The sequence below is a fragment of the Desulfobulbus oralis genome (assembly GCF_002952055.1).
Classification (GTDB): domain Bacteria; phylum Desulfobacterota; class Desulfobulbia; order Desulfobulbales; family Desulfobulbaceae; genus Desulfobulbus; species Desulfobulbus oralis.
Window position 1 is genome coordinate 2,611,814 of sequence record NZ_CP021255.1, and the last position, 25,829, is coordinate 2,637,642.

Here is a 25,829-nt window from a genome sequence, read left to right on the forward strand (position 1 = left end):
CTCACTTTTCGTGCTGTTCGTGTGTTTCGTGGTCGCTCAATGTTTCCCCGTCGTCTGCCACAAAGTGATCGAAGTGGAACCAGTCGGCGGGATGGCTGCGTAGGGCCTGCTCCAGCAGGGCAGCGTAGTGCTCCGCAGCCTCCTGCAGCGCGAGAGCGCGGTTTTGCCTCTTGCCCTGCGGCCCGGCCGGCGCCAGGAGCGGCGCTGACAGCGTGAAGTGGTAGCTGCCCCGACCAGTGCGGAAGGCGAAAAAGGCGAAAACCGGCGCGCCCGCGAGCCAGGCCATGACAAAGGGCGCGGCCGGGATACGGGCCCGGCCATCCAGAAAGCGCACCGTAAAATGCCGCTGTTCGGGCTTCAGCAGCACATCTCCCGGCATGGACACCACGCCGCCGGACTCCAGAAAGCGGATGCCTTCCACTGCCAGGGCCGGGTTGTTGTCTGCGGCCGCGGCCGCCAGCACCCGCACACCATCGGCCCTGAGCGCCGCCTTCTGCGCCGCCTCCACGCCCTCCCGCTGCTTCTCGCCCATGAAGAGCAGCAGCTTCAGCTCCGGCAGCGCCTGGGGCAGCAGCCTTGCGGCCATCTCCCAGTTGCCCAGGTGGGACATCAACAGCACCGCGCCCCGGGCCTGCAGGCAGCCTTTCAGTTGCTCCAGACCTTCGGTTGTGAAGTCGATGCTATGGCAGCGCGCCCGGAAACGGTCGCTGTGAATGGTGGTAAAGCGCTGATATTGCAGGAAGACAGCCAGTTGCCGACCTGCGGCGGAGCGCTCCGGAAAGAGTCTGCCGTAAAAACGCAGGCCTGCCTCCTTGCGCGGCGAAAAGAAAAAATAGCCGACCGCGACCAGCCGGGCGAATGCAGTCAGCAACCAGGGCCCGGTCACGCGGGCGCAGCTTTCCAGCAGGCGGTACCAGAAGCGACTGTTCATCGCCGCCAGAGGTTGAGGAAAAAGAGCCGGGCAAACACGGCGCTGTTGCGGCAAAAATCGCGCCAGGGCCGGAAGTGGCTGATACGCTCGCCTTTTGGCTGATAGACCACGCTCACCGGCGCTTCAACCAGGGGCAGGCGCGCCCAGTTCGCCCGAACCAGCACTTCCACCTCAAACTGGTAGCGGCTGGACCTCGCGTCCAGGGCCAGCGTTTCCGGCAGCGGACAGAGCCGAAAGCCGGACTGGGTGTCGGCAAGCCAGGGCCCGCCGCAGGCCCAGACCCAGAAGTTGGAAAAGCCGCGGCCCGCCCGGCTGGTCCAGGGCACATGCTCGCCCGCCATGCCGCTCCGCGTGCCGATGACCAGGGGCCGCACGCTGCTGGCCGCGGCCGCTGCCAGAAGCCTGCTGCCGTCCGCCGCCCTGTGCTGGCCGTCGGCATCCATGCAGAGCGCCCAGTCAAAGCCCGCGGCCAGTACCGCGCTGAAAGCGGTTTTCAGGGCCGCGCCCTTGCCCCGGTTTTCCGCATGACGCAGGACGGTGAGATCCGCGTATTCCGGCTGCGACGCGAGTTCCGCCAAAAGGGCCGCCGTCCGGTCGGTCGAGCCATCATCCACCACAAAAAGCGGCAAGCCGAGCTGCCGGGCGTCGGCCAGCACTGCGGCCAGCCGCGAACCGTGGTTATAGGCCGGGATGACCAGGGCTGCCCGCAGCATCACCAATCACCAAGCCTAGGACAAAGGGCCAGCGCCCAGGTGCCCGGCCCCATGTGCACGCCGGAGCTGAGCGAGAGCGGCGCCACCTGCAGCTCGCTGTCCGGCAGGATGGCCCGGATCTGCGGCGCCATTGCCTCGCGCACCCAGGCTTCGTTGTCGCTGTACTCCAGCAGCAGCAGCTCCGGCCGGCCCTGCTTCGCGAGCGCCCGCAAACGCGCCAGCACGAAATCCCGCTGCGCGGCCTGACTGTGCGCCAGGGCCAGCCTGCGCACGCCTTCGGCCTCCGGGCTGATAACGGGCCTGATGCCAAGCAGACCCGAGGCCAGTCCGCTCAGCCTGGAGATGCGGCCACTTCGGGCCAGATAGCGCAAATCGGCAATGCACACGTATTCCTCGCAGACTGCGCACAGCTTCCGGACAAATGCCAGCAGGAGTTCCATGTCCGCCAGCCGGCGCGCCGCCCGGGCCGCCATGAGGGCGATGACCGCCAGGCGGCCGGAAGCCGCGCCGCTGTCCACGGCGAAAAAGGACTGCCCGCCCTGCCCTGCCTGAAAGGCCGCGGCTGCCGCAAAGTTGCCGGTATAGACCGAACCAACCGCAAGATAGAGGACCGGCCCCGGCTGCTCCAGGGCGCTCTGAAAATGCTGCCGCCGCTCGTTCTGCGAGGCCTGCGCCGTGCTGACGCGCTGCCCCGCACGCAGGGCCGCATAGATGGCGGCCGGGTCCCAGAGCGTCTCCGGTCTGGAGATGCCGCCGCAGATGACGTGGCTGTCCAGAAGTACAATGCCTTCCTGCCTGGCCAGCGGCCGGGGCAGCGACCCCGCGGCGTCGCAGAGCAGGCGCACGAAACCCGCCTCAGGCGGCAGGGTCGCGGCCTGCATGCTTTCCGCATGCCAGGCCGTGATTTCGCCCACGCTTTGCAGGGCGGCCCGGGTGGCCTCCGGATCATGACTGTGCAGGTGCAGATGCAGAAGCCCGCCGTCCCGCCGGGCCACCACGCTTTCCCCCAGGGTGGCCAGCAGGGCCGCATCCGCCTGTCCCTGCAGAGTCAGATTGATGCAGGAGGCCGGATCAGCCTCCGCCTCCGGCAGTCTGGCCCTGAGCAGGCCGGGAAAGCGGGCGCCCGGCGCCTGCAGGAGCCCTTCGTCTCCGCTCCAGGCTGCAAAAAAGCCCTCGAAGAAGCAGAACAGGCCCAGCGCCCCCGCGTCCACCACGCCTGCCTGCCGCATTGCCGGCAGCATGTGGGCGGTGGCGCGCACCGCTCCTGCCAGCCTGTCCAGAATATCGGGGATGCTCTGTTCCGGACTACAGGCCGCAAGCCCGGACATGACATCCAGCATGGTGCCGTCCTGGGGCGCGAGCACGGCCCCGCGGGCCAGCCGGCTGCCCGCAGCACAGGCGGCAAGCAGCGCCTCCGGCCCGGCATCCTCTGCAAGCGCCAGAAGCGGCGGAAAAAAGGCCACGGCGATATTGCCCGAATTGCCGGTAGCGCCCTGTTGCAGGAGACTGCGGCACAGTGCGGCCGGACTTGTCGCATCGTGCAGCGGAGCCAGGGAAAGACGCAGATTCACCCCGGTGTCACCGTCTGCCACCGGAAACACATTGATGCGGTCCAGGAGTCCGGCCCGCGCCGCCAGGCGTTCGTAGGCAGCCGCAAAGGCCTGGCGCAGAGCAATCATCTTTCGGCAAACAGGGCCAGCATGGCCTCGCGGTCATACTTGCCGTTGGCCCGCATGGGCAGAGCCCCCAGCACGCGGATGAGCCGGGGCAGCGCATAGGGTTCGAGCCGGCGGGCCAGGGCCTGCCGCAGCGCCTCCGGCGAGGCCGTACCCGCAACCGCCGCGACAATGCGGTTTTCCCGGCTGCCGCTTTCCGGCAGCGCCGCCACAAAGGCGTCCTGCACCCCGGCCTGGGCCAGCAGCAGCCTCTTGACAGCGTCCATATCCACACGCTGGCCGCCCACCTTGACCACCATGTCCGCCCGGCCCAGCATCCTAAACTGCGGCCCGGAGGTGGGCTGAATGCGGTCTGCGGTGTGAAACCAGCCGGCCTCGTCGCGGGGCAGTTCGGGCGAGAGGAAGGCGGAACGCACCATGAGGCGCTCGTCGGCCCCGGCCTGCCAGTCCAGCCCCGGCAGCATGGTGAATTCCCTTTCGCCGCGAAAGCGGTTTCGGGTGGCCAGACCGCCGGTTTCCGTGGAGCCGAAGACTTCGATGATGCCCAGCCGGTTGGCCTGAGCAAAGGCCAGCGCGTCGCGCTCATCCAGCATGCCGGCCGAGGAAAAGGCCAGGCGGAGCGCGCAGGGCGCCAGTCTTTTGTCGCTGGCCGCAAGGGCGTGATAGTGGGCCGGCACGCTGATGAAAACCGTGGCGGCCGTCTCCTCTACGGTCTTGGCCATTTCTTCGGGGAAGACGGGCGTGTGGGCGCAGACCGAGGCCCCGCTGACCAGGGGCAGCACCACGCCGTAGAGCAGGCCGTAAATATGGCAGACCGGCACGGTGGCCAGAATACGGTCACCGGCCCCTATGCCGTAGTGCGCGGCAATGAAGAAGCCCTCGCCCAGAAGATTTTCCGCAGTCTTGCTCCAGATCCGGGGCGAGCCGGTGCTGCCGCCGGTGAACAGGCCCAGTATGCTGCCCTGCGCCGGATTCTGGGGCAGCGGCGGGGCGGATGCGGGCAGGCTGTCCAGGGCAAGCGGCTCCATGCCAGCGGGCAAAGGCCTGCCCGCTTCGGCCAGGGCAAGCCGGCAGCCGGCAGCCTCGTGCAGACTGGAAAGCGCGGGCAGGGACAGGGCATAGGGCAAAAGCAGGGTCGGCCCGCCCGCCAAGGCCGCCAGAATGGCGGCCGCGCACAGGGCCCGGTCCTCGCTGGCCAGACACAGCCCCTTGTGTTCTCCGCGCCGGGCCTGAAAATGCGCATGCAGCCGGGCAGCCAGCCGGTGCAAGTCGCCATGGCTCATGCCGCCCTGCAGAAAGGGCCGCGCAGCATCGGCCGGCCCGGCCAGCAGGGCGCGGCACCGCTCTCCCCCAGTCCCACTCATGCCGTCTCCCCTCTGCCGAAATGCTGGTCGCGCAGTCTCCGGCTCCTGGGCCGGAAGGTATGATCGGCCATTTCCTTCTGAACCACGCGGGCAAAGAGCCTGGCCATCTTCATGTTCTGCGGCTCGTCGGCGTAAAAGCTGGTCCAGGCGTAATCCAGCAGCTCCTGCAGGCGCTCCGCGCTCATGTGCTTCGGCTGATACACCACCTGGTCTGCCGTGTAGCGACTCCAGTCATAGGTCAGAATGCGCCCCTGCCGGTGCAGTTCGTCAAAGGCCCTGGTGTGTGGAAAAGGCGTGAGTACCGTGAATTCAGCCAGATCAAGATCGATTTCCAGAAGAAAATCGATCAGCCGCTTGATGAAATCCTCGTCGTGGTTGTCCAGACCCAGAAGAATCGTGCCCTCCACGCCGATGCCATGGTCGTGGTAGCGCCTGATCCGCTCCCTGATGTAGTCCGAGGTGTCGAAGACCGCCTGATACACGTACCAGGCCCCGGCCCGCGCCGCCAGATCCAGCACCTCGGGCTTGTCCTCGATCGGGTGGGAGCACCACTTTTTCTTGAGCGGAATCATCTCGCGGAACAGATCCAGTTCCCATTCCGTGCTCTGCGCCAGGGAATTGTCCACGATGAAGAGCCTGTTGTTGTCGATGGCCGCCATTTCGGCAATGGCCTTGTCAATGGGCCGGGGCCGGAATCTGCGGCCGCCCAGATAGGCCACGGCGCAGGGATAGCAGTGAAAGCGGCAGCCGCGGGAGGCGTGCACCAGATCCACCATCTGCACGCCGCGGTAATTGTAGAGGTCACGCTTCAAAAGGTCGCGCCGGGCCGTGCCCACGAGGGCGATGTCAGGCTGCTGGTCGAGATGGTTGTACACCGGCTTGAGCGCGCCTTTTCTGAAATCGGCCAGCACCTCTTCCATGCGGCCCTCGGCCTCGCCCAGAAAAACCGTGCCGTGCGCCATGCACTCTTCCGCGTGCAGCATGGTGGCAATGCCGCCGAACATGACCCTGACCCCGCGCTTCCGGTACTCGTCGGCAATGGCCCAGCCCCGCTGCACCTGCACGGTCAGCATCATGCTGATGCCCACAAAATCCGTGGCCGCGTCAAAGTCGATGGCCTCCAGATTCTCGTCGATAAAGGTGACATCCACATAGTCGGGCAGGGCTGCGGCAAAGACCACCGGGCCGTGCGGCGGCAGGTGGAATTCGGTCTGGCGGCCCAGTTTGTGCCACTTGGGGTAAATCAGGGTGAAACGCATGCTATTGCCGATCCAGGCGCTGGGCGGAGATGAGCCGCAGATTCAGGGTGTAGCCGCTGCTGCCCGGCGCGATCAGCTCCAACTGCGAGGGCATGAGGCCGGACTCGCTCGTGTATTCGCAGGAGTAGGCGCGCACCGAGCGGTTGCGGGAAGGGTCGGGATTGTAGGTGTGCAGCCGCCAGCAGCCGTCCCGGGTTTCCATGAGGTCGGCGGTTCCCCCATTGGCCGTTTCGTAGCGGCAGACCCGGGCCCTGTCGGCCAGCTGGCCCTGCTTCACGATACCCAGGGGCGGAATGAACAGGAGCCGGATGTCTTTCAGCAGGTTTTCGGCAAAGTGCGGGCTGTCAAAGGGCGGCAGCGCCCGCACGACCTGGATCCCTCCCCTGCTGTCGGCCCGGGCCTCAAAGAGGGTCAGGCCTTCCACCGTGGTCAGGGCGGACTGAATGCTCTGGCCGTGCAGAATCACGATGCCGATGACCGAACCGCCGCCAATGCCGCTGGCCAATCGGAAACGGATGGCGTGCACATACTGCCAGTCGCCCTGGGGGAAAAAATCATTGCAGGTGAGCGGCGCGGAAACAGGCTGCAGAGGCGCGAGCGCCGGCGGGCGCCGGGGCTCCCGGGCGCAGGCGGCCAGCACGAGCAGGCAGGACAGCAGCACAAGACGCTTCATGGTCTGGTGAACAGATGTTCGTCGAGCTGACGGTTCAGCACGGCGTCCGAAAAGGTGATTTTGGTGTAGGCGTCCTGGCCCTCGTTGATAATCACGGAGTCGAGCAGCCCCTCGCTGCCGGAAAGGTGCAGCTCGATACTGCTGATAATCGCGGCCAGGCCCTTTTCCCGGGGCCGCAGGATGATGCGTTTCCGGTCAGGAAATTCGGCGCTGAAGGCCGGGTTCTCGGTGAAACGGCCGGCCAGCCAGTTGGTGATTTCCTCCAGGGCCAGATTCATCGCATCCAGGGAGGCGCCTTTCTCTTCGACCAGCTTGCCATCGTGGTCCACCAGCTTTCTGATGTCGCTGCCGTGCACCAAGAGCAGGGTGTGCAGGGGATAGAGGTATTCCCACCTGAGGGAGCGCGGGGCCTGGAAGGCAAAAACGCCGCGGGCCGAGATCGGCTGGGCCAGAATCTTCAGGTGTTTTTCCTGAAAAAAATTCGCCTGTACCGAGCGCAGCGAGACTTTCGGCGCTTCCTGCGGGGCCTGGGCCGCGCCAAGCGGAGCCGCGCCCACGATGCCCAGCAGGAAGAGCAGCGGGAAAAGCGCTGCCTTCATATCATGCCCCCATTCACGGAAAGCACCTGCCCGGTCATGTAGGAAGCGGCCTCGGAGCAGAGGAAGGCCACCACGGCGGCCACCTCTTCCGGCTGGCCTATGCGGGCCATGGGAATGAGCTGTTTGATGTGTTCCTTGGGCGCGTTCTGGATCATGTCGGTTGCAATGAGCCCGGGCGCGACCACGTTGACGCGGATGCCCAGCCGCGCCACCTCGGCGGCCAGCGAGCGGCTGGCCGCGTTCAGCCCGGCCTTGGCCGCGGCATAGTTGCTCTGGCCGCGATTGGGCACCAGCGCGGCGGCCGAGGAAATCGACACCACGGAACCCGACTTCTGCCGGGCCATCTGCTCGATGGCGGGCCGGGTCAGGTTATAAAAGCCGTCCAGGGTGGTGGCAATGACCCGGTGCCAGTTGTCGGAGGACATGGTCATGAAGAGCCCATCCGCAATCAGGCCCGCATTGTTGACCAGAATGTCGAGCCGGCCGTGCCGGTCGACGAGATCGGCAACGGCTGCGGCGGAGGCTTCGGCGTCGCGCACGTCAAAGGGGTAGAGCGCACCGCTGCCGCCGGCCGCTGCAACCGCCTGAAGCGTCTCTTCGGCACGGGCGCGGCTCTTGTTGTAGTTGATGCCCACAAAGGCGCCGCCAGCGGCCAGGGCCACACTGACGGCCCGGCCGATGCCGCCCGAGGCCCCGCTGACCAGGGCGATTTTCTTCGTTTCTTCCTGCATTTATCCTGCTTCCTGCGGCTGATAGAGCTGCAAAAGGACCTCAGCCACCCTTGCCCCTCCGGCAAAAAGGGTGGCTGCCACTTCCTGAAATCCGCCGTAATTGATCGTCTTCCGGGCCTCCGCCCGGATGCGCGTGCCAAAAGGCAGGACAGAGGCGACAAGCCGGCTCTTCTTGATGGCCACGATCCAGCCGGTCTGGGTCGAATCCAGGCCCTTGGCCCGGATGCGCTGCCAACTGCAGCACACACCCGCGGTCTGGGCCGCGATTTCGATGAGCAGCAGCGCCTCCACGCCGGCTTCGCCTGCCAGCGGCCAGGTGGGCTGCACCACGCTTTCCGTGGCCGCACTGAGGGCATCGCCCCGCAGCACCCGATCCAGCAGCAGCATGGGACGGCGCTGGGGCAACAGCGCCTCCAGCGGCAATTCGGTCAGATTCGGGATATGGGAGCCGGTTTCGGACATGCTGTGGTGAACGGGATCAAATGGCCAAAAATTCGTACCGATGCCTATATACTCCATGCCTGCCGAAAAGTAACGCCCCTTTTTCCCGCGGAGCGTGACAAGGCGACCGCTTTTGGTGTACAAAAGCCGGGTCGCTGCAAGCACGCGGCCGGACAGGGAATTTCTGCGGAACCACGGAAGGAAGTCATGGAAGACGAGCTGATGGAAGAACTGAAGGGCAAACTGATTGCCCTGTTGAATTTGCAGGATGTGCAGCCGGAAGATTTCGACCCGGACGCCCGGCTGGTAGGCGGCGATTTGGGCATTGACTCCATCGATGTTCTGGAGATGGTGGTCATGGTGGAAAAGGACTACGGCGTGACCATCAACAACCAGGAAATGGGGCAGCAGGTCTTTGCCAGCCTGAGGCAACTGGCCGACTACATCCGCCGGCACAGGGTGGCGGACCTGCCTTGAGCGGCAGCGGCATGCGAGTCCGCGTGATCGGCCTGGGCCTGATCAGCGCGCTGGGCGATGGCCCCAGGGCGAGCGAAGCGGCCCTGCGCGCGGGCCGGCCCCATCTGGGCCGGGTCAGGCTCTTTCCCCTGGCGCGGGGCGCCAGCCTGCCCGTCGGCGAGGCGGATTTTCCGGACGACGCCGCAAACCCGCTGCCGCGCTGCCACCAACTGGCCCTGCATGCGGCCAGGCAGGCGCTGGCCGGCAGCGGCCCGGCTCCGGATGCCGTGGTGCTGGGCACCACCACCGGCGGCATGCTGACAACCGAGCGGTTTCTGGCCGCCCACGAAGCACGGCCCGGGGCGAATCCGTATCACAGCCTGCACACGGTGACCGCCGCGGTGGCCGAACTGGCCGGATGCAGGGGGCCGGCGCTCACGGTGTCCACGGCCTGCTCCTCGGGGGCCCTGGCCCTGGCCCTGGCCCTGCGTCTTTTGAGAAGCGGCCGGGCCAGGCGCGTGCTGGCGGGCGGCGTGGACAGCCTCTGCCGGCTCACCTATTTTGGCTTTCATGCCCTGCAGCTGGTGGACGCGGACAGGCCCAAGCCTTTCGACCGGCGCCGCGGCGGCATGGCCGTGGCCGAGGGCGCGGCCTTTCTGCTGCTGACCAGCGGCCGGGAAGGCAGGAGCCTGGCCGAGCTGGCAGGCGCAGGCCTGTCCTGCGACGCCTTTCACGAGACCAGGCCCCATCCGGAAGGCGAAGGCGCACTGGCCGCCATGCAGGACGCCCTGGACGACGCCGGCCTGCAGCCGGAAGCCATCGATTATATCAGCCTGCACGGCACCGCAACCGTGGACAATGACCGGGCCGAGGCCCGGGCCCTGCACCGTCTCCTGGGCCCCCTGGTCCAGGGACCGCCGCTTGCCTCCATCAAGGGCGCGTGTGGCCACAGTCTGGCCGCAGCCGGCGCCCTCTCGGCCGCTGTCGGCGCCCTGGCCCTGCAGCACGGTTTTGTGCCGGCAAATACCGGCTTTGCCGAGGCAGACCCCGAACTGGCTTTCGTCCCGCAAATCGGAGCCGAGCCCCGGAGGCTGCGCGCGGCGCTTGTCAATGCCTTTGGCTTTGGCGGCAACAACGGCGCCCTGGTGCTGACAGCTCCGGAGGCCTTCCCGCCCCGTCCGGCAGACCGTCCCGGTCTGCCGCTGACCATCAGGGCCGTGGCCTGCCTCTCCGGCGCGGGCGACCTGAACGCGAGTCTGGCCCGCCTGGACAGCGGCCGGGGCTGCGCCGGGCTGGTGGATGAAAAGAGCGCCTTTATGAATTTGCCGCCCCGGCAGATTCGCCGCCTGAAACGACTGGCCCGGCTGGGTCTGGCCCTGAGTCTGGCTGCCCGGCCTGCCGCCGCCCGGACGCAGGAGGCCGCGGTCTTTTTCGGCACCGGCTGGGGCGCCCTGTCGGAAACCGCGGATTTCCTGGGCAAGCTCCAGGCCAGCCAGCAGCAGTTTGCAAGCCCTACGGACTTTGTCGGCTCGGTGCACAACGCGCCGGCCAGCCAGATTGCCCTGCTTCTGGGCGCCAGGGGCCCCAATATAACCACGAGCGGCGGCAGCCGCTCCTTTGCCGAGGCCGCCTTTGCGGCCACCCTGCTGGCCGGCCGGCATGAGGGCTGGGCCCTGCTGGCCGGTGCGGACGAGTATCATGCGCAGTGGTCGCCCATGCTGGATGCCGGAATCGACAGCAAGGCGGGCGCAGAAGGCGGCGGCGCGCTCTGGCTGGGGCATGCGGGGGATGACGCGCTGGCCCTGCTGCGCCACTGCGAACTGTATGGCGACAGCAGCGCCCTGCCCGCTTTGCTGGCGGATCTGGGCGGCGCTGCGGCGGTGCAGAACCGCGTGGGCCTGATTCTGGCCGACACGCCGGACATGGCGGCAGAGGCCCAGCTTGCCGAACTGAAGGCGCTGCTGCCAATCGTCCCGGTCTGGGCATTCCGGGAGCATCTGGGCCGCTTCGCCTCCGCTGCCGCGCTGGCAGCGGCCCTGGCCGTGGCCTTTCTCCACCGTGGTCATGCGCCGGCGCTGACCACCGGCAGCGCGCAAAACCTGCCGCTTGCCGGCAGGTCGGCACTCCTCGTGGGTTTGGGTCACACGCTGAGCGCCATGGAATTTGCCCGGCCATGAGGGTTCTGCTCATCTCGCCCAACACGCTGACCGTGCCCTATCCGGTCTATCCCCTGGGGCTGGACTACGTGGCCGGTTCCATCGGCCCTGAACACGAGCTGGCGCGCTTTGATCTGAACTGCGCTTCCCTGGACGAGCTGGCCCGGCTGATCGCGGATTTCTCTCCCGAAGTCATTGGGCTGGCCTGCCGCAATATCGACAACACCGAGGCCGGAGCGCCCAAATATTTTCTGGAGCAGTTGCACGAGCTGGTCCTGTGGCTGCGGGCGCGCTGCCAGGCGGTGATCGTGTGCGGCGGCAGCGGCTTCACCATCATGCCCGAGGCCGTGCTTGCGGCCCTGGAAGCGGATTTCGGCATCATCGGCGAGGGCGAACGCTTTGGCCTCCTGGTGGAGGCCCTGGCCTGCGGCGACGACCCCGCAGCCCTGCCGGGCGTGCTGCGGCCCAACGGCCCGGTGCGGATCCCGCCGCCGTGGCCGGGTCTGCGGCAGCGCCGCATGGCCCCGCTGCCGCAGGTTGCCTTTTACGCGCAGCAGCATGGCGGCATGCTGAATCTGCAAACCAAGCGCGGCTGCTCCTTTCGCTGCGTCTACTGCCCCTACCCGCACATCGAGGGCCGCAGCCACCGGCTCATCCCCCCGGAAAGCGTGGCGCAGACAGCGCTCGAACTGGAAGCGGCCGGAGCGCGTTACATCTTCATCACCGACTCGGCCTTCAATTCCCACCCGGGTCACAGCAGGGCCGTGGCCAGGGCCTTCAGGGCAAGCGGACTGCGGATTCCCTGGGGTGCGTTCTTTGCGCCGCTTGCGCCCGAAAGCGGCTACTTCGCCCTCATGGCCGAAGCCGGCTGCAAGCACGTGGAATTCGGCACCGAGTCGATGAGCGGCGCCATCCTCAGGAACTACCGCAAGCCCTTTCAGCCGGCCGATGTTTTTGCGGCGCACCGGGCAGCCCGGGCAGCGGGCCTGCATGTGGCCCACTATTTTCTTTTGGGCGGGCCCGGAGAAAACGCGGCCACGGTGCAGGAAAGCCTGACTGCGATCGAAGAGCTGACAGGCGCGGCTTTTTTCTTTTTTATCGGCATCCGCATCTATCCGGGCACGGAAATCTGCGAAATGGCGATCCAGCGCGGGCAAATCACGGCAGACACCGATCTGAGGCAGCCGGTGTTTTACAAAAACAGCGCCATCACCCGGGATGAGATGGAAGCCCTGGTTGTGCGCCAGGCACGGGGCCGCCTGAACTGGCTGGTGGGTGCGGGCGTCGATCAGGTGGCGGCCCTGGTGGCCCGGATGCATGCCAAAGGCATGGTCGGGCCGCTCTGGGAGTATTTGGCAAGGTGAGGCAAGTCAGGTATAATCAAGTCCCCCCTGCAACAAAAAAATGGAGTGTCTTATAAGTTGGACTTTTCATAACTGGACAGAGGGGGTGAAGATGAAACTTGAAAAAATCCATCTGGAAAACTTCAAGACTTTCAAGGAGATGACCATCAAAGACCTGCCGGCCCTTTGCGTATTTGTGGGCGCAAACGGGGCAGGGAAAAGCACGCTTTTTGATGTCTTTTCCTTTCTCAAGGATTGCCTGGAAAGCAATGTGGGCAAGGCCCTACGGCAGAGGGGCGATTTTCGCGAGGTCGTTTCCCGTGGAGAGCATGAAAGAAACATTTGTATTGAGATTCAGTACCGCACGGAGATAACCAAACGCAAACGTCTGGTGACGTATCACCTGGAGATCGGCCGGGAACAAGGCAAGGTCTGCGTGGTAGAGGAGTTCCTGCGTTACAAGCGTGGCTCTTCCGGTTCGCCTTATTATTTTTTTAGATTTTCCAAAGGTAAGGGTTCTGCGGTCACCAACGAAGAGGACTTCAGCAAGACTGATGAAAAATTGAATCGAGAGACACAAGACTTGGGTTCCAGTGAAATTCTTGCGTTGAAGGGGCTGGGGCAGTTTGAGAAATTCAAGGCAGCAAACGAGCTTCGGGCCTTTATTGAAAACTGGCATGTGTCCAATTTCCATGTGGAGGCGTCGCGTGGACTCAAGGACGCAGCCATGTATGCCGAACATCTCTCGGAAACGGGTGACAATCTGCAGGCAGTGGCCAAGAATATTCACGAACATCATTCTGAGATTTTTGCTGCAATCGTCCGCAAGATGCAGAGGCGCGTACCAGGCGTTTCCGGCATTGAAACAAAAGATACCGAAGATGGCCGGCTTTTGCTGAAATTTCGGAACGGAGACTTCAGAGATCCCTTTATTGATCGCTATGTCTCTGACGGCACCATGAAAATGTTTGCCTATCTGGTGCTCCTGCACGATCCGGCACCGCATCAGTTCCTGTGCATTGAAGAGCCGGAAAACCAGCTCTACCCCACGCTTCTGCATGAACTGGCCGAGGAATTCCGGGACTACGCCCAGCGCGGTGGCCAGGTCTTTGTGTCCACCCATTCGCCGGATTTTTTGAATGCGGTGGAGCTGGATGAGGTTTTTTGGCTGGAAAAGGAGAACGGATTTACTGTGGTCAAACGCGCCAGGGATGACCAGCAGATTGCCGCCTACATGGCCGATGGCGACCAGATGGGCTCTCTCTGGAAACAGGGGCTGATGGGCAAGGTGGATCCCAGATGAAAACCCTTGTTTGTCTGGTGGAGGAACGGTCGGCCAAAGCGATGCTGGAGCGGATACTGCCAAAGCTTTTGCCGGAAAGGGCTGCTTTCCAGGTGCTGCCATTTGAGGGCAAGAAGGATCTGGAAGATCAACTGAAAAGGAAAATTTGTCAGTGGCAAAAACCGGACTCTGTATTTTTGGTAATGCGCGATCAGGACAGGGCGGATTGCCGAGACGTCAAGGCACGTCTGCAGGATCTGGTCAGAGCAACGGGCAAACAGGACAAAACGCTGATTCGTATTGCCTGCCATGAGCTGGAAAGTTTCTATCTTGGCGACCTTGAAGCCGTGGAAAAAAGCAGGCTTGGCATGCGGGGCTTGCCAACCGACAGCGCAAGAAAAAATACAGAAATCCGGACAAACTTGCCAACGCCGCGGACGAACTCAGACAGTTGACCGGTCAAAGGTACCAGAAAATAGCGGGGTCAAGGATAATTGCCGAGCACCTCAGTCTGGATGGTTCGAACCGTTCCGCCAGTTTCAATGCACTCATTCGGGGCATAGAAAAACTTATGCTGCTATCAGACGAGCCTTGAGCGCACGCTGCCGCCGCAAAGAGGGACTCGTTCTCTGTAAACCGGGACTGTCTGCCAATGACGATGAGAAATACTCCTGCCAGGACCTGACAGTATGGGCAATTTTCGTGGACAGCGATGAAAAAATTGTGGTATGCAATGGCTGCGCCCATGCGGGCCGAGTCCGGAGAAATCACGGCAAAGGCCACGGTGCCCGGGGATTCGCCCTGGTTTGCCGGCCATTTTCCGGATGCTCCGGTGCTGCCGGCTGTGGCGCAGTTGAATCTTTTGGTGCAGATGCTGGCCCAGGCCAGCGGCCGGCCGCTTTGTCTGCGGCAGGCCAGCCGCTTCAAGTTCAGGCAGCAGGTTTTGCCGGGTGCGGAGCTTGAGCTCAGCGCCCGCCCGGACGGAGCGGATCGGTATATCTGCCATATTACGGAGAACGGACAGGAAGTGTCGGGCGGCACGCTGGTTCTGGCCGACAAACAACAGGATGGCAACATGAGCGAGCAAAGTCCCACGACCCGCCGGGTCGCGGAAATTGTGATTAACGAGCTGAAACTTGAGGACGTGACGCCAGACAGCTTTGATCCGGACCTGGATCTGGTGGACGAGGTGGGCATCGACAGCATGGATCTGGCCACCATCGCGCTGGTTATCCGCGACGAGTTCGGCATCCGCATCGACGAGGACGACTACCCCAAACTGACCACGCTCCGGATCATCGCGGACTATATCGATCAGAAGCGGGCCGGGGCATGAGCGCTGCCTGCAAGTTCGGCGACATTCTGGCCGACCCGCAGATCCGTCCCCGCTGGGAAAAGGTGCGCCGTTACTTTTTCCTGCGGGAATCCACCTACGACATGACAAAGCGTTGCAACATCCATTGCGACGGCTGCTACTACTTCGAAGGCGAAAAGCATCTGGCGGCGGAGAACCGGGATCCCGCGGCCTGGCGGGAGCTGATGGCCGCGGAAAAGGCCCGGGGCATCACCTTTGCCGTCCTGGCCGGGGCTGAACCTTCGCTCGTGCCGGAGCTCTGCCGGGTCTGCTCCGAACACATTCCTCTGGGCGCAATCGCCACCAATGGGCTGAAGCCGATTCCCGGGGATATCGCCTACCGCATCCACGTGTCCGTGTGGGGCACGGACGAGACGAGCCTGGCGGTGCGGGGGGCGGCCGACATGCTGGCGCGGCAGTTGGAGAACTACCGGGAGGACCCGCGCGCCATCTTCATCTACACCTTCACGCCCTACAACATCGAAGAGGCGGACACGGTGGCCGGCATCCTGGCCAAGGCGGGGCAGAAGATGAGCTTCAACATGTTCTCCGCGCCCCTGGGCTACAGCGGCCGGCTCAGGCATACGCCGGAGAGCCTGAAGGCCACGGCCGAAATGATGGCGGCCCTCCTGAACCGCTATCCGGAAACCGTGCTCTACTCGCCCTACAACATCACCGTGCATACCAACGCGCTGGGGCTGGACGCTCTCTTCTCCTGCCCCTATCCGCGCCGGAATCCGTCCACCGCCGTGGGCCTGGGCCGGACTTTCCGCCAGTACCGGACCGATCTGAACTGGGATCGGGCCGCGGCCTGCTGCGTGCCGGACACCGACTGCGCCGACTGCCGTCACTATGCGGCGGGCAGCGCCGTGGTCACCGCCCGCATGTACCGCCATGCGAACGACCGCGAAAGCTTCGTCGCCTGGCTGGACTACGTGGACAGCTACCTCGCGGTCTGGGTGCACGGCTACGAGAAAGGCCCGAATCTGGGCAGAGCCGGCACCGCGGTGCCGGCAAAGGATTGATCCCATGAAAACCGTCAGTTCCCTGCTGGACGCCGCCTGGTACGAGCGCTACCGGCGTATCTCCAGGCTGAATATCCGCAGCTCCATCTACGATGTCACCGACCGCTGCAACCTGCGCTGCAAGGGCTGCTTCTTCTTTTCCTCCGGCGAGCAGAACGCGGCGCACGAGGAAAAGGACATTGCCAGGTGGCACGGCTTTGTCGATGCGGAGATGGCCAGGGGCGTCAATCTGGCCATCCTGATTGGCGGCGAGCCGACCCTCTGCCTGGACCGTATCGAGGCCTTTTATAAAAGGCTGCCCACCTTCTGTGCCACCAACGGGCTGATCAAGGTGCCCCGGGACCGCTTTCCGGACATGATGGTGGGGCTCTCGCTCTGGGGCGACGAGGCGGACGAGACCATTCTGCGCGGCCGGGACGTGTTCAAAGTCTCCAGCGCCAACTATGCGGGCGATCCCCACGCCTATTACCTCTTCACCATCACCCCGAAACAACTCGGCAAGTGCGATAAAATCGTCCGCAAGATCCGGGATGTGGGCCTGAAGGTGCACATGCAGCTGCTGTCCAACGACGAGGGCGTGGACGGCTTTTCCTGGACGCCTGAAGAGTTGACGGCGGTGCGCGCCGAGATGGACGCCATGCTGGACAGCTATCCGGAGACCGTGGTGTCCTGCAAATATTACCACGAGGTCATCACCTCGGGCCGCATGCTGGGCCGGCCCTTCGGCTGGCTGGAGTGCCCCTCGGTCACCATTTTTGCCGACCAGCGGGAGCCCCGGCCCAAAAGGCTCATCAACTTCGTGCGCTGGGCCTCGGATCTGAAAACCACCCACCGCTGCTGCACCTCGGAAACCCGGGACTGCTCCACCTGCAAGGACGGGGCTGCCCACATGAGCTGGATCATGGTGAACAAGCGGGCGCACATGAACACGACCCAGGACCTGCAGAACTGGATCGAGGTCTATGAGATGTTCGCCAAGCTCTACCAATTCATCCCCTGGTGAGCCATGCAGGGCCGGGGGCCGCTGATTGTCGGCTATGACTGCGTAACGCCTCTGGGCCTCGAGCTGGAAGACCAGTGGCAGGCGGCCCTTGCCGGCAAGAGCGGCATCGGCCCGCTGACCCGCTTCGATGCCGGCCCGGATTTTCCGGTGCGCATTGCCGGGCAACTGCCGGACACCGGGCATCTGGACTACCCCTTTTTGAGCCCCCGGCAGCAGGCCATGTGGTCTTCGCCGGTCTTCAGGTATGCGCTGCTGGTGGTGACCCGCGCCCTGGAAAAAAGCGGCATCGAGATCGACGCCCGGCTCGGGCCCCGGGTGGCCGTGACCTTCAGTTCCGCGGTGGGCGGGCTGGACGCCGTGCTTGTGGCCGACCGCAACCTGCAGGCTGCGGGCAGACTGCCGCATCCCTATGCCAATCCCAATTCCTGCATCAACATGGTGAGCGGCAAGGTGGCCATGCATACCGGCGCCACCGGGCCGATCATGTCCACCATCACCGCCTGCGCGACCGGCCTGAGCTCGCTCCTGACCGGCGCGATGCTGATCGCGTTGCAGCGCGCGGATCTGGCCATCTGCGGGGCCGTGGACTGTGCCGTGGTCGCGCCGATTACGGCCGGCTTCCACACCATGAACGGCATTTTCCACCCCAAGGACGAGGCGGAAAACGGAGCGCCCGAAGCGGCCAGCCGGCCCTTTGCCCTGCATCGCCGGGGCTTTGTGCTCTCGGAAGGCGCAGGGGCGCTGATTCTGTGCAGCCGCGACTTTGCCCGGGCCCACGGCCTCGGAGGCCTGGCCGAGCTGGCCGGCTGGGGCATGAGTTCAGACGCGCACCATCCGGTTCTGCCCCATGCGCCCACCATCGAGCAGTGCATCAGAGGCGCGCTCGCCGACGCGGCCGTGCCCCCGGAGCGGATCGATGTGGTCAACGCCCATGCCACCGCCACCAAGGCAGGCGATCTGGCCGAGTACACGGCGCTGCGCGCTGTCTTCGGCCGGCATCTGCCGCCGCTCTGCGCCAACAAGTCGCTCTTTGGTCATGCCATGGGCGCAGGCAGCGCGGTGGAAACGGTTTTTGCCCTGCACGGCATGCTTGAGGCCCGGGTGCCGCCCACCATCAACTACCGGCCCGATCCGGAGATGGAACTGGACTGCGTGGCCCAGGGCGCGCGGGCGATCAGCCAGGAATTCGTGATGAAAAACGCCTTTGGCTTCGGCGGCTGCAACGCCTGCGCCATTTTCCGGCAATGCCGGTGAGGAAGGAAGATGCGTCCACCACAAAACAGACGGGTTTTTGTAGTCGGCTATGCGGCGGCGACTGCCCTGGGCAGGGATTTTGCCACGACCTGGCGACGGGCCCTGGCCGGCGAGGCCGGTTTCCGGCGGCTCAGCCGCTGCGTGGTGGAGACGAGAAGCAATGTGGTCGGCGAAATCCCGGACTGGGACCCGGCAGCCCTCCCCGGCGTGAGCGCCAAGGAGGCCCTGGTCTGGAACGCGGGCTACATCTTCCTGACCGTGGAGATGTGCCGGCAGGCGCTTGCCGATGCCGGGCTCGAGATGGATGCCGGCAGCGGCCCGCGCACCGCCTGCCTGATCGGCTCGGCCCTGAACGGCTCCGACGCCTACCGCATTGCCATGGACAATTACACGAAGCTGGGGCCGCTCAAGGTGAGTCCCTACCTCCTGCCCAATCTCTGTGCCAATGTGCCGGCCGGCAAGGCGGGCATGAGCCTGGGCTTCACCGGGCCGATCATCGCGCCGGAGGGGGCCTGCGCCACGGGCAATCACGCCATTGCGCTGGCCGCCCGCATGATTCAGGGCGGAGATGCGGACTTTGCCCTGGCAGGCGGCGTGGAGAGCTGTCTGATCCCTGAAATCATTCTGGGCTTTACCAACATGCTGGCCACGATCAAGGTGGGCGAAAGGGACCGGGCCTATAACGACCCCGGCCAGGCCAGCCGCCCCTTCAGCCTGGACCGGAAGGGCTTTGTGCTCGCCGAAGGCGCAGGGGTTTTGCTGCTCGCCGCCGAGGACTGCGTGCGGGAGCGCGGCCTCAGGGCCAGGGCCGAAATCGCGGGCCTGGGCTGGAACTCCGACGCCCACCACATTACGCGGCCCAGGGCGGACACCGTGGTCGCCTGCATGCAGGCCGCCATCGCCGATGCCGGGCTCAGGCCGGAAGACATCGGCTGCGTGAGCGCCCACGGCACCTCCACCAAGGCTGGCGACAGCACCGAGGCCCAGTGCCTGCGTGCGGTCTTTGGCCCCCATCTGCCCCAGGTGCCCATAACGGCCGCCAAGTCGCAGATCGGCCACAGTCTGGGCGCGGCGGCGGCCATCGAGGCGGCGCTGGCCATAGAATCCATGCAGCAGGGCCTGATGCTGCCCACGATCAATCATATTCCCGACCCGGAGCTGGCGGATCTGGACTTGGTCGCGAATCAGGCGCGCCGCCAGCACTGCGAGCATGTGCTTTCCAATGCCTTTGGCTTTGGCGGCACCAACTGCTGTCTTGTCCTGCGAGGTCTCTGATGCGGCCCAAACCTTTTCGTCCCGAAACCATCCCCGGCCTGGACTCCTGCTATGTACGCGACGCGGCCACCTCTTTGGTCTGGCACCGCTCGACAGGCCGGGCGCTCTACGTGGACACCGACCGCTCGCAGGTGGTCTATCACGCCAACTATCTGCGCTATTTCGAAATCGGCCGCGCCGAACTGATGCGGCAGGCGCAGTACACCTACCGGCAGATCGAGGAAAGCGGCTACATCTATCCCATCATCAGGACCGAGCTGAACTACTACACGCCGCTCTACTACGACGACCTCTTCCATATCCACACCCGGCCCGCCAGGCTGGAGCTGGTCAAGGCGCAGTTCGACTATCTGATTACCCGGGCCGCTGACGGCGAAATCATCTGCACCGGTTTTACCCTGCACTGCGCCACCAACAGCAGGGGCATTCCCGTGGAAATCGACGCCAAAACCATTGCCCTCTGGCAGGGTTTTCCGGTCTGAACGTGCTGGCCTTTTCCTATCCCCTGAGTCCGTGGCTGCACGATCACCGCTTTGCCGGCCGTACCGTTTTCCCGGCGGTGGAAAGCATGCGGGTGCTCCTGGCCGCCTATGCCGGGATGCAGGACAAGGACGGCCCGAGGCTGCCGCTGGTTGTGAGCGGGGCCCGTTTTCCGCACCTGATTGCCGTGGACAGGGCCGCGCGCAGGCTGGACTTTCAGGTCACGGCAGAGCCGGAGCCTGTTCCGGCCGAAGGGGCCGGGCTGGCAGCCTGTCCTGCGACCGCCACGGTTCTGACCCTGTTCTGGCGGAAGCCGCTCAAGGCCATGACCCGGCTGCTTCGGGTGGCTGAGCTGAAAATCAACGGCACGGGAACGACGGCCGGACCGCCGCCCCCATGCCCGGATGGCACCCTGGCGGCAGATGCACGGCGCATTCCCGCGGAACGCATCTACCGGGAACTGGTGCCTTTCGGCCCGGCCTTCCACAGTTTGCAGGGCGATTTGCTGCTGGCCGGCAGGGAGGCTCTTGGCCGGCTGCAGGCCCTGCCCGCCCCGGAGCTGCCCGGCGCCGACTGGCTGGGCACGCCCCTGCCGCTGGACGGGGCCATGCACGCGGCCTGCGTCCACGGCCAGCAGCTTGCGGACTTTGTGCCCTTTCCGGTTGCCCTTGGCAGGCGCCGGATCTGCCGGCCCCTCCGGATCGGAGCGGATGTGCAGGTACGGGCGCGGCAGACAGGGCGCACGGCAGAGGCGCTGTTCTACGACCTTTGGCTTTTCCAAAGCGGCGAACTTGCCGAAGAGATCAGGGGGCTTGAGATGCGGGACCTGAGCGGCGGTGCCATCCGGCCGCCCGCCTGGCTGGCTGACGCCCCTAACCGGCAGGATTCGCCATGAATGCCGTGCGTTTTATGCCGTTATGCAGGGAGCCCAGGGGGAGCCGTCTAGCCGCGTTCCTGCCATTTGAGCAGCCTTTCCACGCTCACGCGGGTAAGCCAGCGCAGAAAGATGGCCGTGTACTCCGCACCGGAAAGGTACATGCCGGCCAGAAAGACCAGGTGCGACAGGCCGTACACCACCGGCCCCAGCGCCGCCAGCCAGGGCAGGCCCAGATAGAAGGCCAGCGCGCAGAGGCCTGCCACCGCGGGCCAGCCCAGGGGAAAGCTGAGGAGGATGAGCAAGACCCCCCCAAGAATGCGCAGGGTGGGCCTTTTTCTGAAGGCGCTCAAATCCGCCTGTTCGGCAATCGCCCGCTGCACATAGGGCCGGGCGGCGAGGCGGGCGACGAGGCAATGGACAGGGCGGTTCATGACGTTTCCTTGATTTGACATGCGGGCACTATACCGCCGCACCTTTCCTACGGCAAGGCATAGCCCCCGGTTTTTTCACCGCTTTTTGTCCGAAAGGATGTGTGATGCGTTTACCTCTTGCTCCCAGAGCCTGCCTTCTGCTGCTCCTCTCGCTTGCCGCCGCCGCCGCTCTGAGCTGGGCCGCGCTGACCCGGCTCCAGGTGGATACGGACATTGTCCATGCCATGCCCAGAACCGAGGCGGTTCTCAGGGATGCCATGACCATCTTTGCCAGCCACCCGGTGCATGACCAGATTGCCGTGGACCTGGCCCTGGACGAGGCCGCACCGGACAGGCTGCTGGCGCTGGGCCAGGCGCTGGAGGCCAGGATGCGGGCCAGCGGCCTCTTTGCCCAGGTGGGCAACCAGGAATGGGGGGACCTGCTGCCGGAGCTGGTGGCCGGGCTGCCGGAGCGGCTGCCCCATCTCCTCGGCAGGGAGGAGCTTGAGCGCGAGGTGGCGCCCAGACTGGAAGCGCAGGCCCTGAGCGCGCAGGTGGCGGCATGCGCCCGCACGCTTGCCGGCATGGAGGGCATCGGTCAGGCGCGGCTGATTGCCGGCGATCCCCTGAATCTGCGGGAACTGCTGCTCGCGAAAATGGCTCCGCTGGCGCCCGTGCAGGGAGCCGTGCTGTATCGCGGCGCCCTGCTGAGCCGCGATCAAAAACATCTTCTGGTGACTGCCCGGCCCAGACTTCCGGGTTCGGACACCGGGCAGGCCCGCGCCCTCGCCGCCTTTTTTGCAGATGTCGAGGCCGGGCTGCTGGCCCCGCTCCGGGCCCAGGGCCTGAACCCGCAGTGCACGCCGATGGGCGCCTACCGGGCTGCCCTGGACAACGAAGAGGTGGTGCGCCACGATGTGGCCTTTGCCCTCCTGCTCTCGACCTTTGGCATTGCGCTTCTGCTGCTCTTCACCTTTCCCAGACCCTGGCTGGGCCTGCTTTCGCTGGTGCCGTCGCTTGTGGGCACGGCGGCCGCGCTCTTCGTGTACTCCCTCATTTTCCGCTCCGTTTCCATTCTGGTTCTGGGCTTTGGCGGAGCGCTGATTTCAATCACCGTGGATTACGGCATCAGCTATCTGCTGCTGCTGGACCGCAGGCACGAGACCCATGGCAAGGCCGTGGCACGGGAGCTGCAATCCATCGGCGGCCGCATTGCGCTGCTGACCACGGTCGGCGCCTTTCTGGCGCTTGCCCTGAGCGGTTTTCCCCTGTTCGCCGAGCTGGGCCTGTTCACCGCCCTGGGTTTTCTGGGCACCTATCTCTTTGTGATGCTGGTGTTCCCGAAAATCTTCCCCGTCCTGCCGCCCGGCCCGGCCCGGCCCCTGCCGCTCAGAACGCTCGTGCGCTGGCTGGGTTCACGCGGCAGAGCGGGCGCGGTGCTGGCGGCCCTGCTCCTGCTCTTGCTGCTGCCCTTTGCCAAGCCGGTTTTTCACATCAGCCTGCAGGAGATGAACTCGGTTCGGCCGGCCACCCAGGCGGCCGAGGCCCGTTTCACCAAGATCTGGGGCGACATGGGCAGCCAGGTGGCGCTGATGCTGCGGGCAGACAGCCTGGAGCGCATGCAGTCCGAAAACGACCGGCTGCTCCGGCAACTCGCCGAAGACCGGCGGGCTGAGCGCATCGGGCCATACTTTGCACCGGCCATGCTCTTTCCGGGCGAGGAGCTGGCGCGGCAGCATCTGGCGGACTGGCGCGCCTTCTGGACGCCGGAACGGGTACAATCAGTGCAGGAGGGCCTTGCCGAGGCCGGCCGCAAGGCCGGTTTCGCCCCTGACGCCTTTGCCCCCTTTCTGCGGCTTCTGCACACCGAAAAGCTGCCGGAAAACATGGCGCCGCCACCGGGCCTGCTGCCGCTGCTGGGCATACGCGGCGGAAACGGACAGGGCTATGCCCAGTTCATCAGCGTACGGCCCGGCCCGGCCTACGAAGCCGCCGCCTTCTTTGCACGCTACCATGGCCTCGCGCACATCTTTGACGGCCCCTATTTCGCCGAGCGTCTGGGCCACCTGCTCTGCACAAACTTTATACAGGGTCTGGCTCTGGTGGTGGCGCTGGTGTTCTTTTTTCATCTCGTCTTTTCCCTGAACCTGCGGCTGAGCCTGCTCACCATGCTGCCCCCGTTCTTCGCCTTTGTCTGCACCCTGGGCACCCTGAAGCTGCTGGGCCATCCGCTGGACATTCCGGCCCTGATGCTGGCCATTGTCATCTTCGGCATGGGCGACGACTACGCCGTCTATACGGTCTATGGCTTTCAGCGCTACCTAGACAGCGACCATCCCTCGTATCTGCTGGCCCGCACCACGGTGTTCATGTCCGCCGCCTCCACCCTGATCGGCTTTGGCGTGCTCTGCTGTGCCGAGCACCCTCTGCTGAAAAGCGTGGGACTGACCTCGCTCCTGGGCGTGGGCTATTCGCTGCTGGGCGCCTCATTGCTGCTGCCGCCGCTTCTGCGGCATGCCTTCCGGGAAAAGCCGCTGCCCGCGGACAGCCCCCTGCGACCGCGGGTTCTGCAGCACTTCCGTCTGCTGGAGGCCTATCCCCGCGTGTTCGCCCGCTGCAAGCTGGCCCTTGATCCCATGTTCCGCGATCTGCCGGAGCTTTTGGCGGAGAAACGCGACATCCACACCATTTACGACATCGGCTGCGGTTTCGGCGTGCCTGCCTGCTGGGCGCTGGAACGCTGGCCCGGGGCGCGTATCTACGGCGTGGATCCGGACCCGGAGCGGGTGCACGTGGCCTCGCGGGCCGTAGGCGAGCGGGGCGAAATCCGGTGCGGCTGGGCCACGGACAGGCCATTTTTTACGGACAGGGCCGATCTCGTGCTCCTGCTCGACATGCTGCACTATCTGGACGGGGCCGCACTGGAAAAAACGCTGGATCAGGCGCTGAAGGCCTTGGCCCCGGGCGGTCTCCTGCTCATTCGCCACTCCCAGAAGCCGGCGGGCCCGCGCAGTTGGCGCTGGCATCTGGAAGAACGTCGCGTGCGCCTGGCCGGACACGCCACCTTCTACCGCAGCGCGGACGAACTGGCCGCCCTCCTCCGGCGCCGGAACTGCTCCGTGCTGCACAGCGGGCCCACGGCGGGCGACCCGGAACTCGCCTGGCTGCTCTGCCAAAGGTGACCGTGAAAAGGCGACCCTGAGAGCCGGTTGAGCGGGCGTAAAAAATAATTGCATACATTCATGCTTGTATATATATTCCTCCGCCTTTCCGGGATGGAAATCCCCTGCCCGGTGCGGGCCCTCGCGCCGGGAACCATGCAATGCAGGTAACTTATGAAGAAAACAGTGCAAAACAGAAATGTGACCCGAGCCGGCGTGCTGTGCTGCGCCCTGTTGCTGACGCTCGCGTCGGCGTGCAAAAGAGACGGGGGACAGGATGCGGCCGCAAGGGCCGGCTTTGCCCCGGAGGTCGAAGTCTATCGGGTGACCGAGCAGATGCTCAAACCCCAGGTGGAGCTGCCCGGCCGCACGGCCGCCTATCGGGTGGCCGAGGTACGGCCCCAGGTGAGCGGCATCCTGCAGAAGCGGCTCTTCACCGAGGGCAGCGAGGTCAGGGAGGGTCAGGTGCTCTACCAGATCGACCCGGCCCTGTTCCAGGCCGCGGTGAAGAGCGCCGAAGCGCGGCTGGCCCAGGCCCAGGCCCAGGAATACTCCACCCGCCAGAAGGCCGAGCGCTACCGGACCCTGGTGAAAACCAGGGCGGTCAGCGCCCAGGACCAGGTGGAGATGGAGGCGACCTGGAAGGAGGCCCAGGCCTCGGTGGCTGCGGCCAGGGCCGCCCTGGAAACGGCCCGCATCAACCTGAACTATACCAAAGTCAAAGCGCCGATCAGCGGCCGCATCGGCAAGAGCAAGGTCACCGAGGGCGCATTGATGACCGCCCAGCAGGCCGAGGCCATGGCGGTGATCCAGCAGATCGATCCGCTCTATGTGGACGTGAACGCGCCGGCAAACGAGCTTCTGGCCCTGCGCACCAAGCTGGAGAGCAGCGGCGCGAACGCCGCCGCCTCGGCGCCTGCGAGCGTGCAGGTGCTCATGGCCGACGGCGCGCCGCTGGAGCAGCAGGGCACGATGGAGTTTTCGGACATCACCGTGGACCAGGGCACGGGCACGGTCAGCATCCGCGCCACAGTGCCCAATCGGGAGCGCAAGCTGCTGCCCGGCATGTTCATCCGCGCCCGTCTGACCAGCCCCCAGGAGATGCCAACGATCATGGCGCCCCTGGCCGCCCTGACCCGCACCCAGAGGGGCGAGCCGATGGCCTACGTGGTGGACGAGCAGTCCAGGGCCCAGATCCGTCTCATCCAGACCGGCCGCACCGAGGGCCAGATGATGGTGATCACCAGTGGCCTCAAGGCCGGCGAGCGCGTGATCGTGCAGGGGCTCCAAAAGATCCGTCCCGAGGTCCAGGTCAGGGTGGTGGACAAGGCCGCAGCCCCGGCGGACGCAGGCAAAGCGGAGTGAG

The 25,829-nt window shown here is 65.2% G+C and carries 24 protein-coding genes; 14 read left to right on the forward strand and 10 right to left on the reverse strand.

What is annotated here, in order from left to right; genetic code table 11:
• Window position 1: 1 nt before the first annotated feature.
• The 9 genes from CAY53_RS11705 to CAY53_RS11745 are packed head-to-tail and all read right to left on the reverse strand — an operon-like array spanning window position 2 to window position 8,552.
• Window positions 2-931 carry a lysophospholipid acyltransferase family protein gene (locus CAY53_RS11705; RefSeq protein ID WP_104937250.1) on the reverse strand — a complete coding sequence of 310 codons (930 nt, stop codon included), beginning with the start codon at window positions 929-931 and terminating at the stop codon, window positions 2-4.
• Window positions 928-1,644 carry a glycosyltransferase family 2 protein gene (locus tag CAY53_RS11710; RefSeq protein WP_104937251.1) on the reverse strand — a complete coding sequence of 239 codons (717 nt, stop codon included), beginning with the start codon at window positions 1,642-1,644 and terminating at the stop codon, window positions 928-930. The genes CAY53_RS11705 and CAY53_RS11710 overlap by 4 nt, the downstream gene beginning before the upstream one ends.
• A complete protein-coding gene (locus tag CAY53_RS11715) occupies window positions 1,644-3,323 on the reverse strand; it encodes a DegV family protein (RefSeq protein ID WP_104937252.1) in 1,680 nt (559 codons plus the stop codon). The genes CAY53_RS11710 and CAY53_RS11715 overlap by 1 nt, the downstream gene beginning before the upstream one ends.
• Entirely contained in the window at window positions 3,320-4,684 is a 1,365-nt protein-coding gene (locus CAY53_RS11720) for a class I adenylate-forming enzyme family protein (RefSeq protein ID WP_104937253.1), read from the reverse strand. The genes CAY53_RS11715 and CAY53_RS11720 overlap by 4 nt, the downstream gene beginning before the upstream one ends.
• Window positions 4,681-5,943: a B12-binding domain-containing radical SAM protein gene (locus CAY53_RS11725; protein ID WP_104937254.1), complete on the reverse strand. Its 1,263-nt coding sequence runs from the start codon at window positions 5,941-5,943 to the stop codon at window positions 4,681-4,683. The genes CAY53_RS11720 and CAY53_RS11725 overlap by 4 nt, the downstream gene beginning before the upstream one ends.
• A gap of 1 nt (window position 5,944) precedes the next feature.
• Entirely contained in the window at window positions 5,945-6,616 is a 672-nt protein-coding gene (locus CAY53_RS11730) for a hypothetical protein (RefSeq protein WP_104937255.1), read from the reverse strand.
• Window positions 6,613-7,215 carry an outer membrane lipoprotein carrier protein LolA gene (locus tag CAY53_RS11735; RefSeq protein WP_104937256.1) on the reverse strand — a complete coding sequence of 201 codons (603 nt, stop codon included), beginning with the start codon at window positions 7,213-7,215 and terminating at the stop codon, window positions 6,613-6,615. Before CAY53_RS11735 ends, CAY53_RS11730 begins: the two co-directional genes overlap by 4 nt.
• A complete protein-coding gene (fabG, locus tag CAY53_RS11740) occupies window positions 7,212-7,946 on the reverse strand; it encodes a 3-oxoacyl-ACP reductase FabG (protein WP_104937257.1) in 735 nt (244 codons plus the stop codon). The genes CAY53_RS11735 and fabG overlap by 4 nt, the downstream gene beginning before the upstream one ends.
• Window positions 7,947-8,552 carry a hotdog family protein gene (locus CAY53_RS11745; RefSeq protein WP_104937258.1) on the reverse strand — a complete coding sequence of 202 codons (606 nt, stop codon included), beginning with the start codon at window positions 8,550-8,552 and terminating at the stop codon, window positions 7,947-7,949.
• A gap of 42 nt (window positions 8,553-8,594) precedes the next feature.
• Between CAY53_RS11745 and CAY53_RS11750 the strand changes: the two genes are divergently transcribed.
• The 12 genes from CAY53_RS11750 (at window position 8,595) to CAY53_RS11805 (ending at window position 20,910) form a co-directional block, all read left to right on the forward strand.
• Entirely contained in the window at window positions 8,595-8,864 is a 270-nt protein-coding gene (locus tag CAY53_RS11750) for a phosphopantetheine-binding protein (RefSeq protein WP_146106516.1), read from the forward strand.
• Between the two features lie 11 nt (window positions 8,865-8,875).
• Window positions 8,876-11,020, forward strand: a complete 2,145-nt coding sequence (locus CAY53_RS11755; RefSeq protein ID WP_219842675.1) for a beta-ketoacyl synthase N-terminal-like domain-containing protein — start codon at window positions 8,876-8,878, stop codon at window positions 11,018-11,020.
• Window positions 11,017-12,363: a B12-binding domain-containing radical SAM protein gene (locus tag CAY53_RS11760; RefSeq protein WP_104937260.1), complete on the forward strand. Its 1,347-nt coding sequence runs from the start codon at window positions 11,017-11,019 to the stop codon at window positions 12,361-12,363. Before CAY53_RS11755 ends, CAY53_RS11760 begins: the two co-directional genes overlap by 4 nt.
• A gap of 91 nt (window positions 12,364-12,454) precedes the next feature.
• Window positions 12,455-13,645: an AAA family ATPase gene (locus CAY53_RS11765; protein ID WP_104937261.1), complete on the forward strand. Its 1,191-nt coding sequence runs from the start codon at window positions 12,455-12,457 to the stop codon at window positions 13,643-13,645.
• A complete protein-coding gene (locus CAY53_RS11770) occupies window positions 13,642-14,079 on the forward strand; it encodes a DUF4276 family protein (protein WP_219842676.1) in 438 nt (145 codons plus the stop codon). The genes CAY53_RS11765 and CAY53_RS11770 overlap by 4 nt, the downstream gene beginning before the upstream one ends.
• 257 nt (window positions 14,080-14,336) lie before the next feature.
• Window positions 14,337-14,960, forward strand: a complete 624-nt coding sequence (locus CAY53_RS11775; RefSeq protein ID WP_104937262.1) for an ApeI family dehydratase — start codon at window positions 14,337-14,339, stop codon at window positions 14,958-14,960.
• Window positions 14,957-16,003, forward strand: a complete 1,047-nt coding sequence (locus CAY53_RS11780; protein WP_104937263.1) for a radical SAM protein — start codon at window positions 14,957-14,959, stop codon at window positions 16,001-16,003. The genes CAY53_RS11775 and CAY53_RS11780 overlap by 4 nt, the downstream gene beginning before the upstream one ends.
• A 4-nt stretch (window positions 16,004-16,007) precedes the next feature.
• The gene (locus CAY53_RS11785; protein ID WP_104937264.1) at window positions 16,008-17,006 is read left to right on the forward strand and encodes a radical SAM protein; all 999 of its coding nucleotides are present in this window, start codon (window positions 16,008-16,010) and stop codon (window positions 17,004-17,006) included.
• Window positions 17,007-17,009: 3 nt separating this feature from the next.
• On the forward strand, window positions 17,010-18,260 hold the full coding sequence (locus CAY53_RS11790; RefSeq protein ID WP_104937265.1) for a beta-ketoacyl-[acyl-carrier-protein] synthase family protein: 1,251 nt from the start codon (window positions 17,010-17,012) through the stop codon (window positions 18,258-18,260).
• A gap of 9 nt (window positions 18,261-18,269) precedes the next feature.
• Window positions 18,270-19,535, forward strand: coding sequence for a beta-ketoacyl-[acyl-carrier-protein] synthase family protein (locus tag CAY53_RS11795; RefSeq protein ID WP_104937266.1), 1,266 nt, complete (start codon window positions 18,270-18,272; stop codon window positions 19,533-19,535).
• Window positions 19,535-20,017, forward strand: coding sequence for an acyl-CoA thioesterase (locus tag CAY53_RS11800; RefSeq protein WP_104937267.1), 483 nt, complete (start codon window positions 19,535-19,537; stop codon window positions 20,015-20,017). The genes CAY53_RS11795 and CAY53_RS11800 overlap by 1 nt, the downstream gene beginning before the upstream one ends.
• A 2-nt stretch (window positions 20,018-20,019) precedes the next feature.
• Window positions 20,020-20,910 (forward strand): polyketide synthase dehydratase domain-containing protein, encoded by an 891-nt coding sequence (locus CAY53_RS11805; RefSeq protein ID WP_181040298.1) that lies wholly within the window; start codon window positions 20,020-20,022, stop codon window positions 20,908-20,910.
• A gap of 47 nt (window positions 20,911-20,957) precedes the next feature.
• Here CAY53_RS11805 and CAY53_RS11810 read toward each other — a convergent pair whose 3' ends face one another.
• The gene (locus tag CAY53_RS11810) at window positions 20,958-21,323 is read right to left on the reverse strand and encodes a hypothetical protein (RefSeq protein WP_104937269.1); all 366 of its coding nucleotides are present in this window, start codon (window positions 21,321-21,323) and stop codon (window positions 20,958-20,960) included.
• A gap of 104 nt (window positions 21,324-21,427) precedes the next feature.
• On the opposite strand from CAY53_RS11810, the gene CAY53_RS11815 reads away from it, so the two are divergent.
• Window positions 21,428-24,484, forward strand: a complete 3,057-nt coding sequence (locus CAY53_RS11815; protein WP_104937270.1) for a methyltransferase domain-containing protein — start codon at window positions 21,428-21,430, stop codon at window positions 24,482-24,484.
• A gap of 153 nt (window positions 24,485-24,637) precedes the next feature.
• Entirely contained in the window at window positions 24,638-25,828 is a 1,191-nt protein-coding gene (locus CAY53_RS11820; RefSeq protein ID WP_104937271.1) for an efflux RND transporter periplasmic adaptor subunit, read from the forward strand.
• Window position 25,829 lies beyond the last annotated feature (1 nt).